Annotated in this window: 17 protein-coding genes and 1 tRNA gene; 9 read left to right on the plus strand and 9 right to left on the minus strand. The window is 40.4% G+C overall.

Translation table 11 applies throughout. The features are described from left to right. Positions 1–27 precede the first annotated feature (27 nt). Positions 28–831, plus strand: a complete 804-nt coding sequence (gene ispE, locus ABDW02_RS00555; RefSeq protein ID WP_343631083.1) for a 4-(cytidine 5'-diphospho)-2-C-methyl-D-erythritol kinase — start codon at positions 28–30, stop codon at positions 829–831. A gap of 104 nt (positions 832–935) precedes the next feature. On the opposite strand, the gene ABDW02_RS00560 is transcribed toward ispE, so the two are convergent. Further along, a complete protein-coding gene (locus ABDW02_RS00560) occupies positions 936–3,191 on the minus strand; it encodes a T9SS type A sorting domain-containing protein (RefSeq protein ID WP_343631085.1) in 2,256 nt (751 codons plus the stop codon). 90 nt (positions 3,192–3,281) lie between these two features. Between ABDW02_RS00560 and ABDW02_RS00565 the strand changes: the two genes are divergently transcribed. Together ABDW02_RS00565 and ABDW02_RS00570 are read left to right on the plus strand one after the other, a co-directional pair. Continuing rightward, on the plus strand, positions 3,282–4,517 hold the full coding sequence (locus ABDW02_RS00565; RefSeq protein ID WP_343631087.1) for a PKD domain-containing protein: 1,236 nt from the start codon (positions 3,282–3,284) through the stop codon (positions 4,515–4,517). A 417-nt stretch (positions 4,518–4,934) separates the two neighbouring features. Further along, positions 4,935–13,232: a T9SS type A sorting domain-containing protein gene (locus tag ABDW02_RS00570; protein WP_343631089.1), complete on the plus strand. Its 8,298-nt coding sequence runs from the start codon at positions 4,935–4,937 to the stop codon at positions 13,230–13,232. Positions 13,233–13,521: 289 nt separating this feature from the next. Here the strand turns inward: ABDW02_RS00570 and ABDW02_RS00575 are convergent, their stop codons facing one another. The 3 genes from ABDW02_RS00575 to ABDW02_RS00585 form a co-directional block, all read right to left on the minus strand. Then, entirely contained in the window at positions 13,522–14,040 is a 519-nt protein-coding gene (locus tag ABDW02_RS00575; RefSeq protein ID WP_343631091.1) for a YceI family protein, read from the minus strand. A gap of 104 nt (positions 14,041–14,144) precedes the next feature. Next, the gene (locus ABDW02_RS00580; protein ID WP_343631093.1) at positions 14,145–14,762 is read right to left on the minus strand and encodes an NAD(P)H-dependent oxidoreductase; all 618 of its coding nucleotides are present in this window, start codon (positions 14,760–14,762) and stop codon (positions 14,145–14,147) included. 41 nt (positions 14,763–14,803) lie between these two features. Then, positions 14,804–15,523, minus strand: a complete 720-nt coding sequence (locus tag ABDW02_RS00585) for a pirin family protein (RefSeq protein WP_343631094.1) — start codon at positions 15,521–15,523, stop codon at positions 14,804–14,806. 412 nt (positions 15,524–15,935) lie between these two features. Between ABDW02_RS00585 and ABDW02_RS00590 the strand changes: the two genes are divergently transcribed. From ABDW02_RS00590 to ABDW02_RS00615, 6 genes are all read left to right on the plus strand, one after another. Continuing rightward, positions 15,936–16,009, plus strand: a tRNA-Asp gene (locus ABDW02_RS00590). A 241-nt stretch (positions 16,010–16,250) separates the two neighbouring features. Then, positions 16,251–16,478, plus strand: a complete 228-nt coding sequence (locus ABDW02_RS00595; protein ID WP_343631095.1) for a hypothetical protein — start codon at positions 16,251–16,253, stop codon at positions 16,476–16,478. Positions 16,479–16,484: 6 nt separating this feature from the next. After that, a complete protein-coding gene (locus ABDW02_RS00600) occupies positions 16,485–17,372 on the plus strand; it encodes a hypothetical protein (protein ID WP_343631096.1) in 888 nt (295 codons plus the stop codon). A gap of 505 nt (positions 17,373–17,877) precedes the next feature. Next, positions 17,878–18,096 (plus strand): hypothetical protein, encoded by a 219-nt coding sequence (locus ABDW02_RS00605; protein ID WP_343631098.1) that lies wholly within the window; start codon positions 17,878–17,880, stop codon positions 18,094–18,096. A gap of 61 nt (positions 18,097–18,157) precedes the next feature. Beyond that, positions 18,158–18,448, plus strand: a complete 291-nt coding sequence (locus ABDW02_RS00610) for a helix-turn-helix transcriptional regulator (protein WP_343631099.1) — start codon at positions 18,158–18,160, stop codon at positions 18,446–18,448. After that, a complete protein-coding gene (locus ABDW02_RS00615; RefSeq protein WP_343631101.1) occupies positions 18,429–19,286 on the plus strand; it encodes a reverse transcriptase family protein in 858 nt (285 codons plus the stop codon). Before ABDW02_RS00610 ends, ABDW02_RS00615 begins: the two co-directional genes overlap by 20 nt. A 42-nt stretch (positions 19,287–19,328) precedes the next feature. Here the strand turns inward: ABDW02_RS00615 and ABDW02_RS00620 are convergent, their stop codons facing one another. From ABDW02_RS00620 to ABDW02_RS00640, 5 genes are all read right to left on the minus strand, one after another. After that, positions 19,329–19,973, minus strand: a complete 645-nt coding sequence (locus ABDW02_RS00620) for a hypothetical protein (protein ID WP_343631103.1) — start codon at positions 19,971–19,973, stop codon at positions 19,329–19,331. Positions 19,974–19,981: 8 nt separating this feature from the next. Next, positions 19,982–21,595 carry a DUF6035 family protein gene (locus ABDW02_RS00625; protein WP_343631105.1) on the minus strand — a complete coding sequence of 538 codons (1,614 nt, stop codon included), beginning with the start codon at positions 21,593–21,595 and terminating at the stop codon, positions 19,982–19,984. A gap of 122 nt (positions 21,596–21,717) precedes the next feature. Continuing rightward, positions 21,718–22,443: a sulfite exporter TauE/SafE family protein gene (locus tag ABDW02_RS00630; RefSeq protein ID WP_343631107.1), complete on the minus strand. Its 726-nt coding sequence runs from the start codon at positions 22,441–22,443 to the stop codon at positions 21,718–21,720. A gap of 54 nt (positions 22,444–22,497) precedes the next feature. After that, entirely contained in the window at positions 22,498–22,935 is a 438-nt protein-coding gene (locus ABDW02_RS00635; RefSeq protein WP_343631109.1) for an Hsp20/alpha crystallin family protein, read from the minus strand. A 32-nt stretch (positions 22,936–22,967) separates the two neighbouring features. Continuing rightward, positions 22,968–23,372 carry a hypothetical protein gene (locus ABDW02_RS00640; protein ID WP_343631110.1) on the minus strand — a complete coding sequence of 135 codons (405 nt, stop codon included), beginning with the start codon at positions 23,370–23,372 and terminating at the stop codon, positions 22,968–22,970. Positions 23,373–23,378: the final 6 nt, after the last annotated feature.

Consider the following 23,378-nt stretch of genomic DNA (forward strand, 5'->3'; position numbering starts at 1 on the left):
ATAGTTCGCATCTATTAATTTTACGTCATGATTAATTTTCCAACATGCAAAATAAATCTGGGTTTACACATCCTGGGAAGACGCGATGACGGCTACCACGATGTGGAAACTGCCATGTTGGAACTTCCTCTCTACGATATCCTGGAGTTTGTTGAAAGTGAAGAGCCTGCTTTTATCACATCCGGACTGGAAATTCCCGGATCGGGGAATTTGGTTCTGAATGCTGAAGCTGTATTCCGGAAGTACAAATCGTTTCCGAAACTCTCTTTTCATTTGCATAAACTCATTCCGATGGGAGGTGGTTTGGGTGGTGGTTCTTCCGATGCTGCATTTGCTCTAAAAATGATGCGTGACAGATATTTGCCCGGTATTCCGAATGAAGTGTTGAAAGAAATGGCTGCCACAATCGGTTCGGATTGCGCTTTTTTTATCGATGGAGGAATCCAGTTCGCAACCGGAAGGGGAGAAGTGTTGGAACCTTTGGACCTGAACCTGAAAAATTATTTTGTGGTATTGGTAAATCTGGGAATTCACGTGTCGACAAAGGAAGCGTATGAAGGAGTAATTCCGAATCCGGACCGGACACCTTTGAGAGAAATCCTTTCGAAACCGATTCATACCTGGAAAGACCGCCTGGAAAATGATTTTGAGAAATCCGTTTTTTTGAAATACCCGGAACTGGCGAAAATTAAACAGGATCTTTATGCACATGGCGCGGTTTATGCGTCCATGACTGGGTCCGGGTCTACTCTGTATGGGATTTTTGAATCGGAAGTTCAGGGAATTCAATGGTCAAGTCCGGTTAGTTATGAAGCGTATCTAAAGCTTTGAGATTTTCTGAAAAAAATCCTGAATTTTCAAATTCACTTCTTCACAAAGATGTGAACAGATTTAATAATAACGCATTGATTATTAGTGTTTTATTTTTTTAGGAGTTAGTTTTTAACAAAACTCAAATGCTCGATTTTCCCATTTGTTTCAAGCACAAAGAAATAGGAACCATTACTCAAATTACTCACATCTATTGTCATCCCGGAAAGCTCCACCGCTTGCTTTTGTCCCAGGTTATTATATACCCCAATCAGTTTCAGATCAGAGGAACCTTTTTTTGAAAGGACCTGTACCAATTGATTTCCCGGATTCGGATAAAGGACCAGGTTCGATTCGATTTTCCATTCGTGCACAGAAGATGTACTCAACGGATCCGCTTCGAAAAGGAATAAACCTCCCAAATCCTGCCCGACAAATAAGTTCAGGAAGCCGTTTCCATCAATGTCATTCACAAAAAAGCTGCTGTAAAGGCCAACGTCCATATTCAAATATGTGTCCGAATACAAACTGAATGTATCACCGTCCGTTAAATGCCCGTCGATGTTCCGGTAATAATTCATCTTTCCGTTATAAGCACCTACAAATAAATGAGTCGTATCATTTTCCCGGAAGAAATGCGGGGCTGCGTAACCGTCGGGCGAGGAAGAGATGTCCACTTGTCCCAAATTGGAGGTTATCAGCGTGAAAATAGGATTGGAGCTTGTTCCTGTATTTTGATAATAAGAGATTTCCCCGGTCTTTTTTCCTACGATCAAGTCCAGCAATCCATCCTTATTCAGGTCGAAAAGTTGCGGGAATGCATAAGACAACACATTAATTGCTGTTCCGGTATTGTCTGTCAGAGAAACAGACGGTCCGAAATTCAGGTTGTTTCCCGGGCCGGCGTTATTGGTATAACGCAGCAAAGTTCCGTTTTCTCTTCCGATGATCAGATCCTGGTCGCCATCACCGTCCAGATCCCCGAAAGTTGGAACAGATCTTAATCCCAGACCAAGTGTCGAAAGCCCCAAATAGTCATTGTTTATTAGGGTGAATTCCGGGTTGGAAGCCGTTCCGGTGTTGCGGTACAATTGGAATGCGGATTCCAAAGCCAAAGTCGGTTTGTAACGTATCAAAGTGGCTACCAGCAGATCTTTCAATCCGTCGCCGTTTTCATCCACCAATACCGGAATACTTCCCAGGCCGTTTTCAATCATGTCTTTCTGCAGGAAGTTGTTTTCCTGGAAAACGAAATTCGGAAGGGCGTTTGTGCCGGTATTTTTGAAAAATTGCACGCTGTTCTGGTTTTCGGAAACTGTCCGGGCATTGGGAGCGATGATTAAATCTTTCTTTCCATCGAAATCCACGTCTTCCCAATAAATAGCCGGGAAAAGTTGCATGAATCCGGGATTGGCGGCAGAGGGATAATCGTGAGTTTGGCTGATCATGGCGGAGTTGGTGTTTGGCGCGGTTCCGCCGTTCATCAATAAGGTAATTCCCGGGTAGGAAACATCGCCCAGGATCAGGTCCATTACTCCGTTGTTATTGACATCGATTGCTAGTAGAGTAGATCCGGAGTGACGCGTAATGCTTTCGTCTTCTTCCGTTTCTTTTCCCGGCTTTGCCGGTCTCAGCGGATTCGGAACATCGCCGTTTGTACACGGATAAGCAGTTTCATTCAGGAAGAGATCGTTGCTGTTTGCATCTTCGCTGAATTTTCCCCAGCACTGATTTTTCATTACAAAGATCAGTGAGTCCGGGATTCCGTATAGCTCCATGCTCTGGTTCTGGTGATACAGCAAATTTTGTCCGCCGATGTGAAAAGTCAGCACATCAATGTCTCCGTCGAAATCCACATCCACATATGCCGGAATATCGCTCGCACTCACGTACAGATTGGAAATATCGCCCGCATAATCTGTTTGAAGATTATCCGTAATCAACTGCCATTGTAAGCCGATGGACGTATTTCCGATGTTGCGGTAAACTTTTACGCCTCCCAGGCCATAGGTAAAAAGGTCTTTTCTCCCGTCCGAATCATAATCCACGAAAGCTGCCCGGTACTTACAGTCAGCCGGAAATTGCTCGTATCCTTTATAGATGTATTCATAGCCATGAACAGATGCGTTGACAGTATGTTTCATCAGGATGAATTCATCGGCACTGCGGTCAAAAATGACCAGGTCGTCCAGGCCGTCGAAATTGTAATCTATCGTAGAGAACTGGCCGTAGTTAATTCCGCCGGCCCATGGATTCTTTAGCGTTCTGGTTCCGTCCTTAACCGGGATATTCGGATTGTATTCGAATCCCAGATAAGTTTGTGAAAGTACCGGAAATGCGCTTATCAGTAATCCGATCAGCATCATGTAACATTTTTTCATATTTTTAGGCTACAATAGTTATTGTAAATTAAACCAAAACTAAAAGCAACTTCCAAGCAGATTGCCGTTTAGAAATAAAAACGTACTAATATGAAAAAAATTCTTCTGGTTTTCTTTTGTTTTTCATTTGTAAATACAATTGTTCATGCTCAGGATTCAATTTCCGTGTTATTTATCGGAAACAGTTATACCTATTACAATGATCTTCCGGGTATGGTCAGTACGCTTGCAGGCAGTTTGGGAAAAGAGATTACGGTTGATTCTAAAACGAACGGCGGCTATACGTTTCAAAACCATACGAATGATCCGTTGACCTATACAAAAATCCATTCCAAACCCTGGGATGTGGTAGTGATCCAGGGACAAAGCCAGGAACCGAGTTTTTCCGATGCCCAGGTGAATGCTCAGACCTTACCTTATGCCCTGAAGCTGTCGGATAGTATTTGGGCGAATAATTTCTGCAGCAATGTGATGTATTATATGACCTGGGGAAGGCAGAACGGCGATCCGCAATGGTCGGAAATCAATACGTTTGATAAAATGAATACGCGTTTGTATAATGCATATATGCGCCTAGCCGATTCCAGTGATCGTGCAATGATTTCTCCCGTGGGAAGGGTTTGGGCATATGTCCGGCAAAATCATCCGTCGATTAATTTATACAATGCAGATCAGTCGCATCCATCTGCTGAAGGAACTTATTTAGCTGCCTGTACTTTTTATGCGGCCCTTTTCAGGCAAAGTCCGGTTGGATCTGTATATTATGGAGGATTGCCTGCTGCAACGGCCGGGATTTTGCAAAATGCCGCCGCAACTGTGGTACTGGATTCCCTGGATCATTTTCACCTGCACCCGGTTAATGAACCGACACAAGCTTATTTCTCGATGATACAGAACGGATCGACCATTGAATTGGCCAACGAAAGCTCACGGGCCACGGCTTATTCCTGGAATTTTGGTGACAACCAGGGAGCTTCCACCGAAGATGCCGAGCACACATTCGATTCAGACGGGACATATACCGTTCAGTTGATTGCTTCTTCGGTTTGCAATTCAGATACTTTTTCGATTCAGGTGCAGGTAGGTCCTCTGGAATTGACGGATGCAATTTTTGATCAATTAACGATAAAAACCGGTGAAAAGTTTATCGAATTGAATAGTGAAGAAACTGAGTTTTTTATCCGGATTTTCAGTGTCGACGGAAAATTGCTTACTGAGAAAAAGTTGCAAAATGGGAATCCGGTAATGATGCCCAGAACGGGCCAGGTTCAAATTGTTCAATTCACCGATTCCAGAGGGCTTACGAAGGTTGTTCGTCTCTTTTGAACAGATACCTTATTCGTTGAAAGTGCAAGAATATAGTTCATATTGTAAACTATTATTTAACATCTTTGTGAAAAAACATTTTTTTAAAATTGACGTATCAAAATTCAACAAAAAAATCGGAAGGTTAACGTTTTAAGGCTTTTTGAAACGGTGGTTTTTGGCATGTTGATAAATTGTTTTAAATTATTACGTTAAATAATTAACATCCTTTAACTTTTTGATTTACCCTTGTTTTAAGTCAGTTCACCCTGTTTTTACTTGTATTTAACTATTTATTAAGTTTCTGTGAAATTTACTAAATCGGTTTATCATATCAAATATTAGCTTGTCAATAGTTGACGCGATTTTGTTTGTAAGCAGGATAGTAACATTTTTGCAGTGTTACTTAAATTATAGATTATGTTGAAAAACAGTACCATGAATTTTTCAAGGCTCCTGATGTGCTTCGCACTTTGGGTCTTTGGTTCGGGGAGTTTGTTCGGGCAGGTCTCGGGAGTAAAAGCTATTCCTACTGATTACGCTACGATTGCAGACTTTGTCACCGACATCAACACAAACGGCATTGGTGCCGGTGGTGTTACCTTAAACATTCCTTCGGGTTATACGGAAACGGCACCTGCAGGAGGGTTTACAATTACCGCTACAGGAACTGTAGCAAATCCGATTATCATCCAGGGAACAGGCGGAGCGCCGCTTCCAATAATTACGGCTTCAGCATCTCATGTTGTGGGTTCGGTGCATGATGCGGTTTTTGAATTGATCGGATCTGATTATGTGACGATCGCAGGATTGGACTTGCGGGAAAATGCAGCGAACACTGTTGCAACTGTTGCAAGTAACACAATGACGGAATTCGGTATTGCTATGTTTATGGCATCAGCAACGAATGGATCTCAGAATAACTCCTTTATCGGAAACACGATTACCTTAGGAGCAACTTATCAGAATGCGATAGGAATATTCGCAACTTCTTCTTCTTCCTCTACGAATTCAGCATTGATTCCAACAGCTGTTTCAGGAACAAACTCAAACAACAAGGTTTATGGAAATACCATTTCCAGCGTAGCTTATGGGGTTTATTTTATTTGTGAACCTATTACAGCAACTCTTTTCGAGACAGGTAACGATATCGGTGGTAGCTCAGCTGCAACGGGTAATACGATCACGTTTGGAAACAACACTGCAGGAGATTTAGGATTTACGCGTTTTTCCGGAGCTCAGGCTATAGGTATCAATTTCCGTAATGGACATGGTAATTCTACGCGTTTTAACACTGTAACGACAAATTCAGGTCTGACACGCGCTATTTTTGGTTATAACCAAAATGCGGCTGCTACAGGAGTTACGTATACATCAACTGTAAGTAACAATACATTTAACCTTACGACTGTTGGTACAACAGCGGTGACAGGTCTTGACTTCGGTTCTGGTTTAAGTACCGGAACAATAGTCGCAAGCAACAACAGCATTACGATCAATCAGAACGTTTCTGCGGCGGCTTCTGCTAATATTACTGCTATCCGTGCAAGTTATACTTCTGCTACAAGTACGATCTCAACGAATACGATCACTATCAATCAAAGTACTTCCGCAGGATCTTTAACAAGTACTTTGTTGGGGGTGAATGCTGCCGGAGCCGGTACAACTGTAAATGTTACCGGTAACACGATTAACGTAAACCAGGCTGCTCCAACCGGAACGGGAAGTTACGGAAGCGGTGATATTACATACATTGATGTAAATGCTGCATCGGGAACAATCAACGTAACCGGGAATACGCTAAATAACTCAGGTTTGAATGTGCGTACAACTGGTGTTGTTAAAGGAGTTAATCAGGATGCAACCGTTACGGCATTGTTTAACGTGAAATCCAATACCATCAATGTAAACAGAACTGCAGCGGGAACAAGCTACTTTGCTTTTACATCAACTTCTCCTTCTGAAGTTGCAGATACCATTTCATTAAATAACATTACGTTTACCGGTATCACAGGGTCTTCCACTGTTACTGCTATTCAGTCTTATGGTGGTCCGTCTGCAGGTGGAACAAAAAACATTAACAACAACACAATCGTCATTAATGGTGCATCAACTGCAACCGTTACCGGAATTGGTATCGGATATGCCACCAACAGTAATGTCAAAGGGAATAACATTACAATTACTTCCGGAGCTTCTGTAAACGGTATTTTGTCGAATACGGGTGCAGCGATCATTAATTACTTAAACAATACAATCGGTCTGACTTCTTCGGGTACAGGTTCCACACTTTCCGGAATTAATATCCAGGTTGGAAGTACGGGGACGTTGAATTCAAATGTCATCCACATTGCTTCTACAGCAGGGGGTACATCAACACCTGTGATTAACGGGATGTTGCTTGCTACAGGTACGAATACCGTTAGAAATAATGAGTTTTCTGCTTTGACTACCGTGGCAGGAACCGGAGCGGTAGCAATCAATGGAGTAAACGCTACAGGTGGTACATCTTTGAATTTATCCAATAATAAATTCTTCAATCTTCAGAATTTGAGTTCTGCAGGATTAGTAAGTGGTGTATTAATTGCCGGTGGAACTTCTACGACTATTGCGAATAACCTGATTAGTGGTTTAACAGCACCGAATGCTTCTGTTGCAGATGCGATCAGAGGAATTAACATTACTTCTTCAACATCATCTTCCGGTATAAACGTATATTACAATACCATTTATCTGAATGCGACTTCTGCCGGAACTAACTTCGGTACAACAGGAATTTTCCATACAGTAAGCGGAACAGCAACTACAGCGGCTCTTGATATGAGAAATAACATCATCATCAATGAGTCTGGCCATAACGGAACCGGTTTAACTGTTGCATACAGAAGATCCGGAACCGGATTTGCAAATTATGCATCTACTTCAAACCGTAACATGCTTTATGCGGGAGTTGCTTCAGCAGCGAATTTGATTTTCACAGACGGTACTACGCCGCAACAAACCATTTTAGGTTACCAGGGAGTAGTAGCACCACGTGATGTGAATTCTTTCGGTGGCGAATCTCCTTTTGCAGCTTCCGGGTACGGAACAGCAGGTAACTTCTTTATCAGCTTAACCGGTTCAAGTTCTGATTTTCTTCGTCCTGTTGCCGGTATCACAACGCAGGTTGAGAGTGGTGCAGCAACTATTTCTGGTATTACTACTGATTACACAGGAGCAACCAGACCAAGTAGTCCTGACCTTGGGGCTTATGAATTTACGGGAGTTACACCAACACCTGTTATTACTTTGAATTCGGTTACACCTCCGACAACAGCTCAGTGTACGGCTTCTGCTCGTGTAGTATCGGTGAACATAACAACTGCTTCAGGAACTATTACCGGAGCTAATGTTACTTATACGCTTAACGGTGCAGCACAAAGTCCAATTGCGATGACTAATGTTAGCGGATCAACCTGGACAGCTACCATTCCGGCGGCGGTTCCGGCCAATGCTACTATTGCATGGGGAGTTGTGGCTACAAATTCCGTTGGATTGAACGGATCTTATATCGGAACAACTTATTCGGATGAGCCTTTGTTGGGTGCTACGGCAAGTGCTTCGGCATCTTCAACTACGGTTTGTGCTTCTTCGCCAACAACTCTAACTGCTACTCTGATTAAACCAGGGACAGTTGTTACAGGAACCGGTTCGGGAACTTCGTCATCAGCAGGGATTTCTCCTTTTTATCACGGATATGGAGGTGTGAAAACACAGTATATCTACCGTGCGTCTGAATTGACTGCAATGGGGCTTGTAGCTGGAAACATTACTGCATTATCCCTGAATATTACAAGTTTGGGAACTACTCCGATGAATTCGTTCTCAATCAATATGGGACATACCGCTCAGAATGCTGCTGTAACTAATACTGCAATCGTAAGCGGACTTACCCAGGTTTATTCAAATGCTGCTCAGGCATTAGTGGCAGGAACAAATACTTATACGTTCTCCACTCCATTTAACTGGGATGGTGTATCGAATGTTGTTATTTCGATTACTTATACAAATGTCAATACAGGAGGAACAAGTTCAACGGTAACAACTGATCCGGCTGTTGCATTTACTTCTTCCCTGGCGATTTATGCTGATAATGCTTCTGCAGCTTGTTTGTTGCCTGCGGTATCTTCAGGTCAGGCTTGTATGGGAACCAATTCCAATACAACAACAAGTACGCGTCCTACCTTTACACTTACAGGTAATAAAATTCAGACAATTAGTTCTGTTTCCTGGTCGGATGGAGTTGCTACTGTTGGAACGACAAACCCATTGTCTGTTTCTCCAACTGCAACTACAACTTATACAGCAACAATTACAGCTGCGGGTTGTATCTTTTCACCTGCTCCAACAGTATCAGTTACTGTAAATCCTCTTCCTGCTGCACCGACAGCAACAAACAGTGCACAATGTGGTGTTCAGGTTCCTACTGCGAGTGTAAGCTCTACAAGTGGTTTGCCAACTCCAACATTTAAGTGGTATGCTGCTTCTACAGGAGGGTCAGCTTTGCAGACAAGTACTTCAACGACGTATACTTCTACGGTTGCTGCAACAACTACATTCTATGTAAGCGAATTGAATACAACTACAGGTTGTGAAAGTACAAGAACGCCGGTTACGGTAAACGTATCTACTCCGGATCAGGTTTCTTTGACTCCATCTGTTTCTGCTATCTGTTTGGGTGGTTCATTTACATTGACTGCTGCTAACATCAGCGGAACACCACTCCAAAACTACACTTACTCTACACAAAGTGCAACAGCAGGAAGTGGTGCTCAAACGCCACTTGCAGGAGCTACTGTTTCTGTAACTCCGACAGCTGCCGGTTCATTTACATATACGGTAAGTGCTGTAGATGGTGGATGTGCTGCATCTGCAACGGCAACAGTGGTGGTGAATGCGCTTCCTGCGATTGCCAGTGCAACTGCTACTCCGGCTACAGTTTGTAGCGGAAATACGATTACGCTAACAGGAAACATCTCTTCTTCCAATGCAACATCTGCAACCTTAGGTACTTCAACAACTACTGAATTTGGTGGTGGTGTCTACAGAAACGGATACGGTATTGGTGATTTCAGACATCAGTTGTTGTATACAGCTGCTGAGATGACTGCTGCAGGATTTGCTGCAGGTAGCATTACATCACTTACATTTAATGTGTCGAGTGCGGGTAGCGGTAGTGCAAATAATTATACGATTAAATTGGCTAACGTTGCAACAGCAGGTCCTTTGACAGGAACTTTTGCAACCGGAACATTTACTACTGTATATTCTGCGGCAACTTATACTGCTATTAGTGGTAATAATACACATACGTTCTCTACACCATTTGTATGGGATGGAACATCTAATATCTTAGTGGATATTTGTTACAACATTTCAGTAACAGGTAGTTCTTCTACACTTTCTGCAACAACACCGTCTGTGGTTTCAAACGCGAATTTATTGGGTAGTGCGGGTGCATGTTCTGCAACAGGCGGTGGAACAACTTATGCAAACCGTCCGTTGATTGCGTTTACTATGAACTACAATTCCAACTATAACTGGTTGTGGTCACCGGGAACAGGTTTAAATACTCCGGTTGCAACTACTTCTATTACAAATACAAGTGGTTCTGCAATGAACCAGGCGTTTACTGTCACTGTAACGAATCCGGCAACGGGTTGTTCGGCTACGTCAACAACACCGGCTGTAACGATTAACCCTGCGCCGGCTGCACCGGTAGCTAACAACGCTACTCAGTGTGGAACAGGGAATACAACGGTATCGGTTACCGGAAGCGGAACCCCTGGAAATACGTTCTCATGGTACCTTGTTCCTACAGGTGGTACGGCTATTTCGGGTCAAACAGGATCTTCCCTGAGTGCATATTCGATTTCAGCAACAACTACATTCTATGTTTCTGAAAGTAACGGAACGTGCTCGGGTACGAGAACTGCCGTAACAGCAACTGTTACAACTCCGCCTGCAATTAGCGTTTCAGGTACTGCAACAATCTGTAACGGAGGTTCAACGGCATTAACTGCTTCAAGTACGAACGATCCGAACTATACTTACACCTGGTCTGGTGGTTTGGGAACAGGAGCTACTGTAACGGCTTCTCCAACGGCTAACACCACTTACACGGTTACCGCAACAGACGCTAGTGGCGGAGCTAATAACGGATGTGTTACTACAGCAACTTATGCAATTGTTGTGAACCCTGTTCCGACTTCTGTGGTTGCAAGTGTAAATGATGCTTCTATCTGTAACGGTGAAACAGTTAACTTAAGCAGTTCGGCAACATCCAATTCTGCAAACGTTCCGGTTACGGCTCTTACGCAGAACTTTAACTCCGGATTCGGAACATGGGCAACTACTGTTTCAGGAACTGCTCCTGCAACAGCTGGGTTTGTTATTCAAACACCTCCATATTCTTACACTACTTATTTCTCTAATTTCGCTACTGCAAACGGTGGTGGTTTTGCTATGTCGAATGCAGATTTGACCGGTTCGGGGAATAAAGTAAGAACAACGTTGGTTTCTCCTTCGTTCAGTACGGTTGGATTAACCAGTGCGAACCTTACATTTGAGAACCTTTACCAGAAATGGAGTTCAGGAGATAGTCTTGTGCGTCTTGAAATCTCTACTAACGGAGGTTCAACCTGGGCAACTCTAAAAGATTATCTGACACTTGGAAATCAGGGAGTAAATACTTCCAATGCTCAGGTTCCTGCAAATGAGAATATTTCATTGGCATCTTACCTGAATCAGGCGAATTTGAAGATCCGATTCAATTATGTGACAACCTACGGTTACTACTGGGTTATCGATAACGTGGTTGTGTCAGGATTGCAGCCGGCTGCTCCAACTTACAGCTGGACATCTTCTCCTGCCGGGTTTACTTCTACGGCTCAGAACCCAACCGGTGTGGCTCCAACTGTGAGTACTAATTACACGGTTACGGTGTCAAATAGCTACGGTTGTTCGGCTTCAAGCTCTGTTGCTGTTACCGTAAACCAACCGACAAGTGCAACGGTTGCCCAAACAGCTTGTGACACGTATACATGGCCGATCAACGGAGCTACGTATACGACTTCAGGTACACATACGGCAACAATTATGAACGCTGCAGGTTGTGACTCAGTAATTACTTTGAACCTGACTATCAAGAACAGTACATCTGCAACAGTTACCCAAACAGCTTGTGACACGTATACATGGCCGATCAACGGAGCTACGTATACGACTTCAGGTACACATACAGCAACTATTCCGAACGCTGCAGGTTGTGATTCAGTGATTACTTTGAACCTGACAATTAATAACAGTACATCTGCAACGGTTAACCAGTCGGCTTGTAGCAGCTATACCTGGCCAATTAACGGTCAAACGTATACTACTTCAGGTACGCATACAGCAACAATTACGAATGCTGCCGGTTGTGATTCAGTGATTACCTTGAACCTGACAATAAACAACCCGACTACAGGAACGGATGTTCAGTCAGCATGTGGTTCTTATACCTGGATTGACGGTGTAACTTATACTGCATCCAACAACACGGCAACATTTACTATTGCAGGTGGTAACTCCAATGGTTGTGACTCGATTGTTACGTTGAACTTGACAATTAACAACGCTACAACCGGAACGGATGTTCAAACGGCGTGTGTTTCCTACACATGGATTGATGGAGTAACCTATACTTCTTCCAATAACACGGCAACGTTTACAATCGTAGGTGGTAACTCCAATGGTTGTGACTCTGTTGTTACTTTGGATCTTACCATCCTTCAGCCTGCAACATCATCTGTTACCATAACGGAATGTACTTCGTATACCTGGGCTGAGAACGGAATTACTTATACAACTTCCGGTGCCTACACGGCTACATTGCCAAATGCAGCTGCAAATGGTTGTGATTCGATCATTACATTGAATTTAACGATTATCCAGCCTACGACATCTTCTGTTTCTGCAACGGCATGTTCTTCTTATACATGGGCACAAAACGGAATGACGTATACTGCTTCAGGTGCGTACACGGATACGATCCCGAATGCTTCGGGTTGTGATTCAGTGATTACATTGAACCTGACGATCAATACTCCGACATCTTCTGTGTTCACCGTTTCAACATGTAGCCCTTCTTATACGTGGGCACAGAACGGAATGACTTACACTGCTTCCGGTATGTATAACGATACAATTACCAATGCTGCAGGATGTGATTCGGTGGTGACTTTGAACCTGACAATTACAACGTTTGTTGCAACGGCTACAGATAACGGTAATGCGACTGCTACGGCTTCTGCAGGTACAACTTACCAGTGGATCAACTGTACAACAAATACACCGATTGCGGGTGCAACAGCACAAACTTTTGCTGCAACGGCAAACGGTTCGTATGCAGTAATCGTATCAAACGGAACTTGTTCGGATACATCGAACTGTGTGAACATTACAAATGTTGGAATCAAGGAACATGCAATCTCTACGATTGAAGTTCATCCGAACCCGACTCACGATGTAGTATTCGTGACCATGGACGCTTCTTCAGCTGTTGTTGAAGTAATGGATGCTCAAGGAAAATTGGTTCAGACAACTCAGATTAAGTCCGGAGATCAAATTAATCTTAGCGCTTACGAAAGAGGTGTTTACACATTGAGAATTAAAACAGATTCAGGTACTTCCATCGAAAGAATCGTGAAGAACTAATCAGTCGTTTATTTGAAAAGAAAAGCGGTCATTCGAAAGAGTGGCCGCTTTTTGTTGTTGGGACGTAGCGTTTTGCGTGCCCAAACAATATTAAAAAAAATAGATATTGAATTTGTATCCATAGAACACATAGTGAATATTCAAGTTTGAAGCTTGAATTGTTACCTGATTATTATTTGGCAAGTATGGACACATCAAGTTTGATTAATCGTACCTAATATTCAATGAATTTGTTACCACAAAAAAGGGCCGCGATACATCGCGGCCCTTCCTTATCGTTGTTTTTTTCTTATGCTTTTACCAATTGGATTTCTCCACGCAATTTTACGTCTTCTCCAACCAATACACCACCTGTTTCCAAAGCGGAGTTCCAGGTCAAACCGAAATCTTTGCGGTTGATGGATGATTCAAAGCTGAAAGCTGCTTTTTCATTTCCCCATGGATCTTTTCCTTCTCCGTGGAATTCGATTTCCAATGGAATACGCTTCGTGATTCCGTGTAATTGGAACTCACCTTCGATCTTGCCTGATTTCAATTCAGGAAGTTCTGCTTTGAAGGTAATTTGCGGGTGATTATCCACGTCGAAGAAATCTGCACTCTTCAAGTGTCCGTCACGCTGCTCGTTTCTTGTATTTACGGAAGCTGTATCGATTGTTGCTTCGATAACTGCGTTCTTAAAACCGTCTTCTGCTTCAACTGTTGCGTTTACCGCGTCGAAAGTTCCGGTTACTTTTGTAAACATCATGTGTTTTACGCTAAATCCTACTTCACTGTGAGAAGGGTCAATTGTCCATTTAGTTGTACTCATTTTGATTGAATTTTAATTATTATTTGTTTGTTTTTAGTTGTTCAAAAGGTTTAAAAGTTCAAAATGTTAAGTCTTGATATCCTGAAGTCTTAATGTCCTGATGTCTATTTTACTGTTACTAACTGTTCCAAAGTCTTGCGGACTTTTTTGTGGTGCTGGGTGTGATCTTCATCCGAGCGGTAACCGAAGGTCAGGACCAGTACCGAATGGTCATCCGTCAAACCTAAGATTTCGTCGTATTTGTCTTTCTGAAAGCCTTCCATCGGAGTGCTGTCAATTCCCAAATGTGCGGCCATCACCAAACCGAATCCCAAACCGATATATGCCTGCTTGGTATTCCATGCGATGAGCTCCGTTGAACTCAGATTGGACAATACCCCGACAATATTTTGCTGGAAGCGGTTCAGTTTTTCGCGGTCCACTTCACGAATGTCTGAAATGCGCTGCATGTATGAATCGATGTGCTGATCTTCTACATTTTTGTTTACGGTAAACACAACCACGTCTGAAGCGTCCGTAAGAGGCGATTGATCATAAGATGCCGCTCTCAATTGTACACGCAGTTCCGGAGACTTCACGTGAATCAGTTTGAAAGGCTGTAATCCGTAGGAAGTGGGAGCACTGTTAATGGCTTCCAGGATTTCCTGCATATCTTCCGGACTGATTTTCTTCGTCGGATCGTATTTCTGTGTGGCGTAACGCCATGCTAACGCATTTTTCATTTCTTCGGTTTTAGATCCCGGCATTTATAGCCGGGACTCTGTTACAATTTCACTTCCATCGGAACTTCCATTAATAAAACGGTAGATCCTTTGGTTATGTGCAAAGTTACGGAGGAAGTGTCTACAATTCCTAATGCATCCCGACGATTTAATTGCTGTCCGTCGATTACCGAACTTCCTTCGACCTGCATCACGTAAACCCCGTTCTTTGGATTTTTCAATTCGTAAGTCACGGTTTTATCTTCGGTGAATTTTCCCATGTTGAACCAGGCATCCTGGTGGATCCAAACTCCTGCATCGTCTTTATCCGGTGAAAGGATTTGTACGAATTCATTCAAATGGTCGTCTACTGCGATCTTTTGCTGATCGTAGCGCGGTTCCACGTTGCGTTTATTCGGGAACAACCAGATCTGGAATAATTTCAGGTCTTTATCCTCGTTCGGATTAAATTCCGAGTGTTGTACTCCTGTTCCTGCACTCATTACCTGGATTTCCCCGGCTGTAATGGTTGCACTGTTTCCCATCGAATCTTTATGTGCGATTGCTCCTTCCAACGGGATCGTGATGATCTCCATGTTGTCGTGAGGGTGTGTTCCAAATCCCATTCCCGGTGAAACGGTATCGTCATTCAATACACGTAACGTACCGAAGTGAACTCTTTCCGGGTTGTACCAGGAAGCGAAGCTAAATGAATGTTTCGCATTCAACCAACCATGGTTGGCATGACCTCTTGAGTTTTCTGAGTGGAAGATTGTTTTCATGTTTTGTTTCTCCTTTTTGGATTGTTTGATGAAGCAAAGATACAACAACTTTTGAAATAATTACCATGGTAGATATTATTTTATCATTTTTTAAGAAAACAACAGAATGAAAAGAAGGGTAAACAGGCAAAAATGATGGAGTAGAAGCGTAGCAACACATTCTATTAACTATAAAGTATAGTAACGTTCCATCCAAAAACACGAAATTCATGAAAAGTTTATGTCCCGGATATTTAAAATTAATTTGCTGATTTCTAACAGTAACGGGGTTTTGGTAAAATAAAATTGACTTTTTTTTCAAATTTTCCTTGCGGAAATGAAAATTGAGTGTATCTTTGCAACGCTTTTAACGTAAAGCATTACACAATTTCTGAATCAGGCTGTTGCCTGAGTTTGAAAAAACAAGAAAATTGGTTTGGTAGTTCAGTTGGTTAGAATACATGCCTGTCACGCATGGGGTCGCGGGTTCGAGTCCCGTCCAGACCGCTACAAACGTTAAAAGAAAATAGCTTATATGGCTGTAAGCTTAGAAATCCTCAAGATGTATCAATGTCTTGGGGATTTTGTCTTTTATCTAGTTCCTCCGGGAAATCCTCTAAATCCTTTAAATCCGTTGTTTTATCACCCCGAAAAGAACCCCTGCGGTTTTTGCGGGGGTGATTCTGGTTTAAATTTGAAATTCTAATTTTTTATTAACTTAGATTAAATTCAAAAATTTAACCCTGCTATGACAACTGAAGAGAAAGATGTTTTGTTAGAAATTTTCAAGAAATTGAAAGGACTATACTACCGTCAAAAAGTAACAGATGATACTATTGAGAGAATTCTAAGAAAGTTACCCGATGATACACTTCCTATTGAGGTTCTAGATAGGATAGAGAGAACAGATGGCAAACTCACTCAAGTAGAGTTAGAAGACTTAGAAAAGAGAATTCAGAATATCACGATCAATTGATATTTTATGACTCTTTGTTTAGCTTGGAAGCAAGGAAATGATATAGTTTTTGCTTCTGATTCAAGATTGAAAAACGGTGAAATGACAGCATCGAATTCAGCTACAAAAATATTCTCTATTAAGGTTAAGATCATTGGGACTTCAAATAGCTCAAATCCTGCGGAATCCGAGAAGCTTTTACATTATGGGAATTTCGGTATGTGTTTTACTGGTAGTTATCTAAATGGAAGTTTATTAGCTGATACGTTTGGCGAAGTATTAGAAAATATTCAAGGTGCTGAAGGAATCTCTGATTTTTCTATTGAAAACTTAACTGATATTGCGTTTGAGATTTATCAAGACGTCTCAAGGAAGATGATAGAAATTCATCGGGTAGATGGTGGATCTTCGATTCTTATTGGAGGTTTTTGTCCTGAAGAAACAATACCTAGATTTTATCATTTTTTTCCTCAACAAAATGAAAATAGAGAAATTGAATTTGTTAAGGAAGAAGTTGAAATTAATGAAACCCCTTTCATTATTGGTGACAATAATGCAAAGAGAGCTTGTCAAACAATATTAGATCGAGAAGCATCTAATTCTGAATATACGCCCTTTCATGCATTGCGAGAAGTAATTCGAGATACTTCAATAATTACAGTCGGAGGAAATATTCAAGCTGGATTATTTGATAACCATAATTTTAGAACTTGTGGCATAGCAGAATATTTCGAAGGAGTTGATGAATGGGGAAATCCTACGATAGAACAAGTGTACAGTTTCCGGGGACACTCTTTAGGATTAGATGATAGTTCCTTACGGAAAGGGAATATTAATATTGCTAAAACGCTTCTTAATCCTTTTGATGATGAACGAATGAAGTTGTTCAAAAAGAATTATGGTGACTTAGATTGATTTTAATTATCAATTCATCACTGAGTTTAGGTAGAGAGGGAAATGGAGGTGTTAGAGGTTTTAAATGTTGAAACAGGTTGTTTTTGTTGATAACCACCTCAAAATGTTGGTAAGTTCAGAAAATTCATTTATTAACCATGAGTAATATTTCTATATCTTTGTCCTATCGTTCTTTGAAAATGTTTTGAGGTCAAATTTCTAGATGAAGTTCAACTTATAGCCAATTGGCAACCCTTGTGGGTTTTTAGCGGAAAGAAAACATTCATAACGCGTCCTTCCTATCTTCTTCCCCTAACACGGCGAAAGTCTATAGCGATACTGGACTACATGAATATAATTGCGCTTAGCGTTAATGCTTTATCCTTTTAAAGTCATTTAATGCAGGAATTTTAAGTGAGTGTATGAGAACATTGTTTACGCATTTGGATTATGCGACCTAATTCTTCCGAGTAGATATTGCTGTAATGCAGGGCAATAATGCTCAATAATAAATAATCTATAAGTTATGGGAAGAGTTAGTCAAACTCAAAACATCGATAGCTTGATTGCATGTCTGCAAGTTATCATTGAGAACCAGTGTTCTCTCTCGGATCAAGATTTATTAATCTTGAATGAAGCATTGAAAAAGCTTCAAATCCTAAGAAACAAGAAAGGTAAGACGAATAAAGAGCTTCGTAAAGAGGTTCAGAAAATCGTAGAGTTATTTGCTCGTTATTTTTCTTAATCATGGATTCGGAAAGTCAATGTATGTCACTAACCCGAGCACTCCTTAAATTTTTCAAGTCATGGATTTAGGAACTGTAATTAAAAATAATAGAAAGCAAAAGAGGCAGACTCAAGAAGAGTTTGCCAAAGCTTGTGGTATAACTCAAACTTACCTTTCTCAAATAGAGGGGAATAAGAAAGAGCCTAATTTATCTACGTTAAAAGTGATCAGCGACGAATTGGATATTCCATTGCCGGTTCTTTTTTTTATGTCAATTGATTCTGAAGATGTACCTGTTGAGAAAAAAGAACAGTTTGAAAATATTGGTCCAAAAGTAAAAGCATTGATAAGTGATTTCTTCGGAGTTTGAAAAGTCAGAATTCAAAAAGTTCTGTCATAACATTGGTATTAAAAAGGAGTTGGTTTCTGAGATCTCTTCAAACCTTGATTCTTATTATAAGGAATGGCAAGAAATTAAGAAAGATAAGGTTACAGGTGAAAATAAGAAGTACAAAGATGGTACGGTGAAAAAACGAATCATTCGACCTTCTTTGAAAGAACTTAAAGTTATCCAACGAGCAATTAAAGAAAGAATATTGGTTCCGATTTCTATGCCATCTAACATTCATGGAGGTGTAAAGAAGAGAAGCAATATTACAAATGCGAAACCCCATCAAGGTAAGAAGTTTCAATTTACAACCGATCTTCAAGATTTCTATCCAAGTATTAAATACGAAAGAGTTTTTGACACGTTTTTGAAATTGGGTTATTCGAATCACTACGGTCATTGGCTTACTAAATTCACAACTTGGAAGTATGAGCTTCCACAGGGGACTCCGACCAGTACTCATGTATCTAATATTGTGTTCTTAGAAACTGACTTTAGATTAATCGAGTTTTGTAATAGAAATGGGATAACCTACACAAGGTATGTTGATGACTTAACTTTTTCTTCGGCACAATGCTTTAAAGAGCATCTACAAACGTTGCTTGAAATTGTAACTGACAGTGGATTTAAGTTAAGTTATCGGAAAACAAAGTATAAAGGTTTTCAAAATATTACCGGAATAGACGTGTTCAATAATTACATCGATGCTCCGAAGAAGATTTTAGAAAAAACAAAAGAAGGCATTGCTTTAAGACGAGACCTTAAGGGATATCAAATATATGTTGAGAATATTCGAAAGACGAATAGGAAACGGAAATAAGGGATTTAAAGGATATGGAGGAGTGCAATAAAAACGGAAGCATCACCCACCTTTACCCAGGCTAATCGACATTGCTTCCTCCATTGTAATTAATTGAGCACAGTTCTCCAACGAACCAATTTGAATAACTAATGGTTCTATCTCGGTATGTTCAACGTAGAATCTAAACTCTTTTTGATATTCAAATTCTTTAGGTTTTTCAAAAAGGGTCACTTTTCCACTTTTGATTTTCTTATCGTAGTATTCGATAAACCCATGGTGAAAATGAAGTTCTCTTTTTTTGAGTTCCTCTTCGATTCTTTTAAGAAAATGAGCATTGTCTTTGATCATCACGCAATGTGTTCCAAATCTTTCGTTTTGTTGGTCTAATTTAAAACCTAATGGATTTGCAAAACCATGAGAAGAGATACTATACAACGAATAAATATTTCCAACTACTTCTTTGTACGATTCAATCAAATGAAGATGCTGAAAGTTGAATTCTTGTTCAATACCGGGAATTTTAAAATTCCCGGATGTGGAGTTAATTATCCCACTCGCTCCTTCATATTTATCCCCTCTTAATTCAGCGTCTTCTATCTTTCGGAAGTATTGAATCGGATTCATGTAGATGGTTCCGTTATTGAATAAGTCCGTCATGTTTTTGAGATTCCCAAATTTCAGGAAAGCTAAGATTGTATGTTCCATAGTTTTAATTATTTCAGTTCAGGGTAGATTTTATCAAACAATCTTTTAAATTCTGTTTTCTGCTTTGGGAAGTCGAACTTTAGCATTTCAACTTTGTTCTGAAAAGTACCTTTTTTATCCATTTCAATGATTTTATTCCATATCCCGAAATAGGTTAAGGCATTTTCTATATACTCCCAATAATCATTGTAATGTTGGGCAAGGTTATTCCCAAATGCTAACCAATCTTCAGATTTAAAGCCACTTTTTAATATTTGACCTCGTTTTATCGATTCAATGATAAAAATGAGTTTATTTGTTTTTGATTCGAAAATTTGATCTATATCAGAATCTAACTCTAGTCTTTCTGCGATTTCGTAAACAATCATTTGATAATACTGTTTCTCATTGATAAACCTTTTGTCATCATCTGTTAGTTTATATCCTCGTTTGAACATTTCTCTCATAATAGATTCATGAAAAAGGTTTGAATTATCATGAAGAGTTTGAAACGGAGTTTTATTTTCAAAACTAAGGTTAACATCCAAGTCAATTCCTTTGCATCCAAGAATAAAAAGGATAAAGTGTGAATTATTGGAATTCTTTAACCATTTGGAAAACGAAGGTTTTCCGGTAATATCGAGTTTATCATTAAATACTTTCAATTCAATGTCAGAAAGGTTTGAAATTCTTTCTGCAATGTCATCAAAATGAAATGAGTTTTTTTCCTTTCTAGTCTTTATTTGTTCTCTAATTGAGATAGCGGTCGCGTTAGCTTGTTCAATTAAGATTCTTTGCTTTTCTGCTATCTCAGCCTGATTTTTTTCTTCTTTTAAAACTTCGGCTTTTTCTTCATTCAGTTTGCGATTCGCTTTATAATCCAAATAGAAAACCTGGTAGTTTGAATCATTGAAAGTTACTTCTTCAAGTGTTACCGACTTTGTAACCCATTTATCTTGAATCGTAAAAAAAGATGTTACATAAGATTCTTTGAATTTGCTCTGCAATTTAAAAGTTTCGGATTTTTCATCCAGTTTGAAGAAGTTTTGATACTCATTTAGATACTTTACATCTCGAACTAATTGAGTTGACTTTTCAGGATCAAATTTGTCCAGAATCCAAATAAGGTATATGCCGTTTTTCTTGTAGAATTCATGTCTAGATGTTAAATAATTTATTGATAAATCAGATAACTGAATTTCAAAAACGATTTCTTTATTTCCGAACTTACAGTAAACATCGGGTTTTCGTTTTTCATTACCCCTAACTATGAATTTATCATCAATTTGAACGGAGGTGATTCCCGAATGATCTTTAAGCTTATTTCCAATTTCATTTTTCAGAAATTTATGTCTTGGACTTTCCTTTGAAGCGTAAAACTCATTGAAAATTCGAATTTCTTCCAAGGAGGCATTTTTAAGTGTGCATTCTTCCGAATTTGGTAAATGCCTGAAGTAAATAAAGTCCTTTTTACTTACCGCTAAAGTTAGCGATTGTCCACATTCAATACATTCAAAATGCCGTTTCTTTCGTTGCACTTGTTCACGAAGTGAGAATCGCTCTATTTGGGAATTTGTATTTTCCGAGATGCTAAATCGTTCTCCATTTTCAGAGTTGTATGCGTGTTCAATGGCTCTAAACATCATTTCATAATACTACAAATCAAACACTAATTTTCAATTTTAAGTTCGTAATCTATTTATGTTTTATAAACAAATGGAATGAAAATATCAAAGCGACGGAATTTAAAAGGCTATTCCTGAATTTACTTCACCCCATTTATGAGCGTAACAATGCCCGTTATGAAGACCAGGATGAGGACCACGTATTTGAATTGATTTTCTGAAAAACGGGTAAGCAGTTTTTTCCCGATAAAAGTTCCGGTAATACCAACCACTAATAAAATGGGGATGAGGTAATAATCGTGTTTGTGCATGTACCCGTTTGAGAAATAAACAACACTTCTGCTGAGGTCAATTCCTAAATCTATGATGGCTGAAGTGGCTATAAAACGTTTCTTATCGAGATTGAATGCGGCGAGAGTGAGTCCGCGAATCGCGCCCCCGGTTCCCAGAAGGCCGGCCGTTATTCCGGATAAAGCACCTCCGGCAATCGAATTGGTGGTTGTGGGCTTTAAGTGCAGGTTTTTGTAAATCATGAGCAATAAGCTCAAAAGAATCAGGAAGACGGATAAAAGGATCTGAAGCAGGGATGTATTTACAAAACGACTGAGAAAAGCTCCCGCGATGACGAAAATAACTGCCGGAACTCCAATCGTTAGGACTAATTTCTTATCAAACCCCTTTCTGAAAAGTGCAATTTTTGAAACATTGCTTGACAGATGAAAAAGTGCGGTAATTCCGAGAACGGAATGAAAATCGAAGAAATAACCGGCAATCGGGACGAAAAACATGGAAGACCCGAAACCGCCGATTGTACCGAGGATTTCGGCAATCAGAGCAAGAATAATGAATAAGGGCAAAAATTGCATAAGGTTTTGAAATAAAATAAAATGACTGCCCGGAATTTCCGGGCAGTCATCTACTTAAGAAAGTCGGATCTTTTTCTTAAGGGTTGGTTTGCGTTTTTCCTTTTTAGGGATAATGAGTTGAAGTATGCCTTCCTGATAGGTCGCTTCAATGTTGTCCGCATCTACGTTTTCAGGAAGATTAAACGTTCGTGAAAACGATTTGCTTTCGAACTCTTTTTTGGTATACCGTTCGTTCGATTCATTGGTTTCCCGGGTTTTATCTGCGCTGATAGTCAGATAAGATCCATCAACATCAATCTTGAAATCCTTTTTTGAGAATCCCGGGACTGCCATTTCCGTGTGAAAGGCGTCATCACTTTCTTTAATATTTACTGCCGGAAACAGTTCCATTTTATGGAATGGCCACCGGTTCGAGAAAACACGGTCTGCAAAAAAATCAGACCAATTAGGAGCCGTTAATTCTTCGTCTTTCGATGTTTTTACTGAATTCATAACTTTATTTTTAAGGTTAAACAACATGTTCTTCAATCCCGGTCCTGGTAGTACTCAGGCTCTTGCGGTTCAATACCTTTGCTGAGAAATTCTCCTTCGGCGTTTTGTTCTGCCAAGGTCCAGGTATCCGTTAAAATGGTTTCCAGCCACACGTTCCCGGATTTACGGAACACCTGAACGCCCAATCCGAAGTCTGTCCAGAGAAGCTGTTCCAGTTCACTCACACGCATGTCCGGAGTAATGATTATTTCACCGGAGTGATGCACCTTACGGCATTCTTTCAACGTAACATCCTTCCGGATTAAAAACTGAAGCGATGAGGCCTGGCCGGATTCATGCCTTTTCGAAAAAAATTCCAGTTTCAGGAAAGGAAATTGGTTATTAAACGAATGACGTATCTGTTCGATGCTTTGCTGATCGTTGATAATTAACTTCATGGGGTG

Source organism: Fluviicola sp., from assembly GCF_039596395.1.
Lineage (GTDB): Bacteria > Bacteroidota > Bacteroidia > Flavobacteriales_D > Crocinitomicaceae > Fluviicola.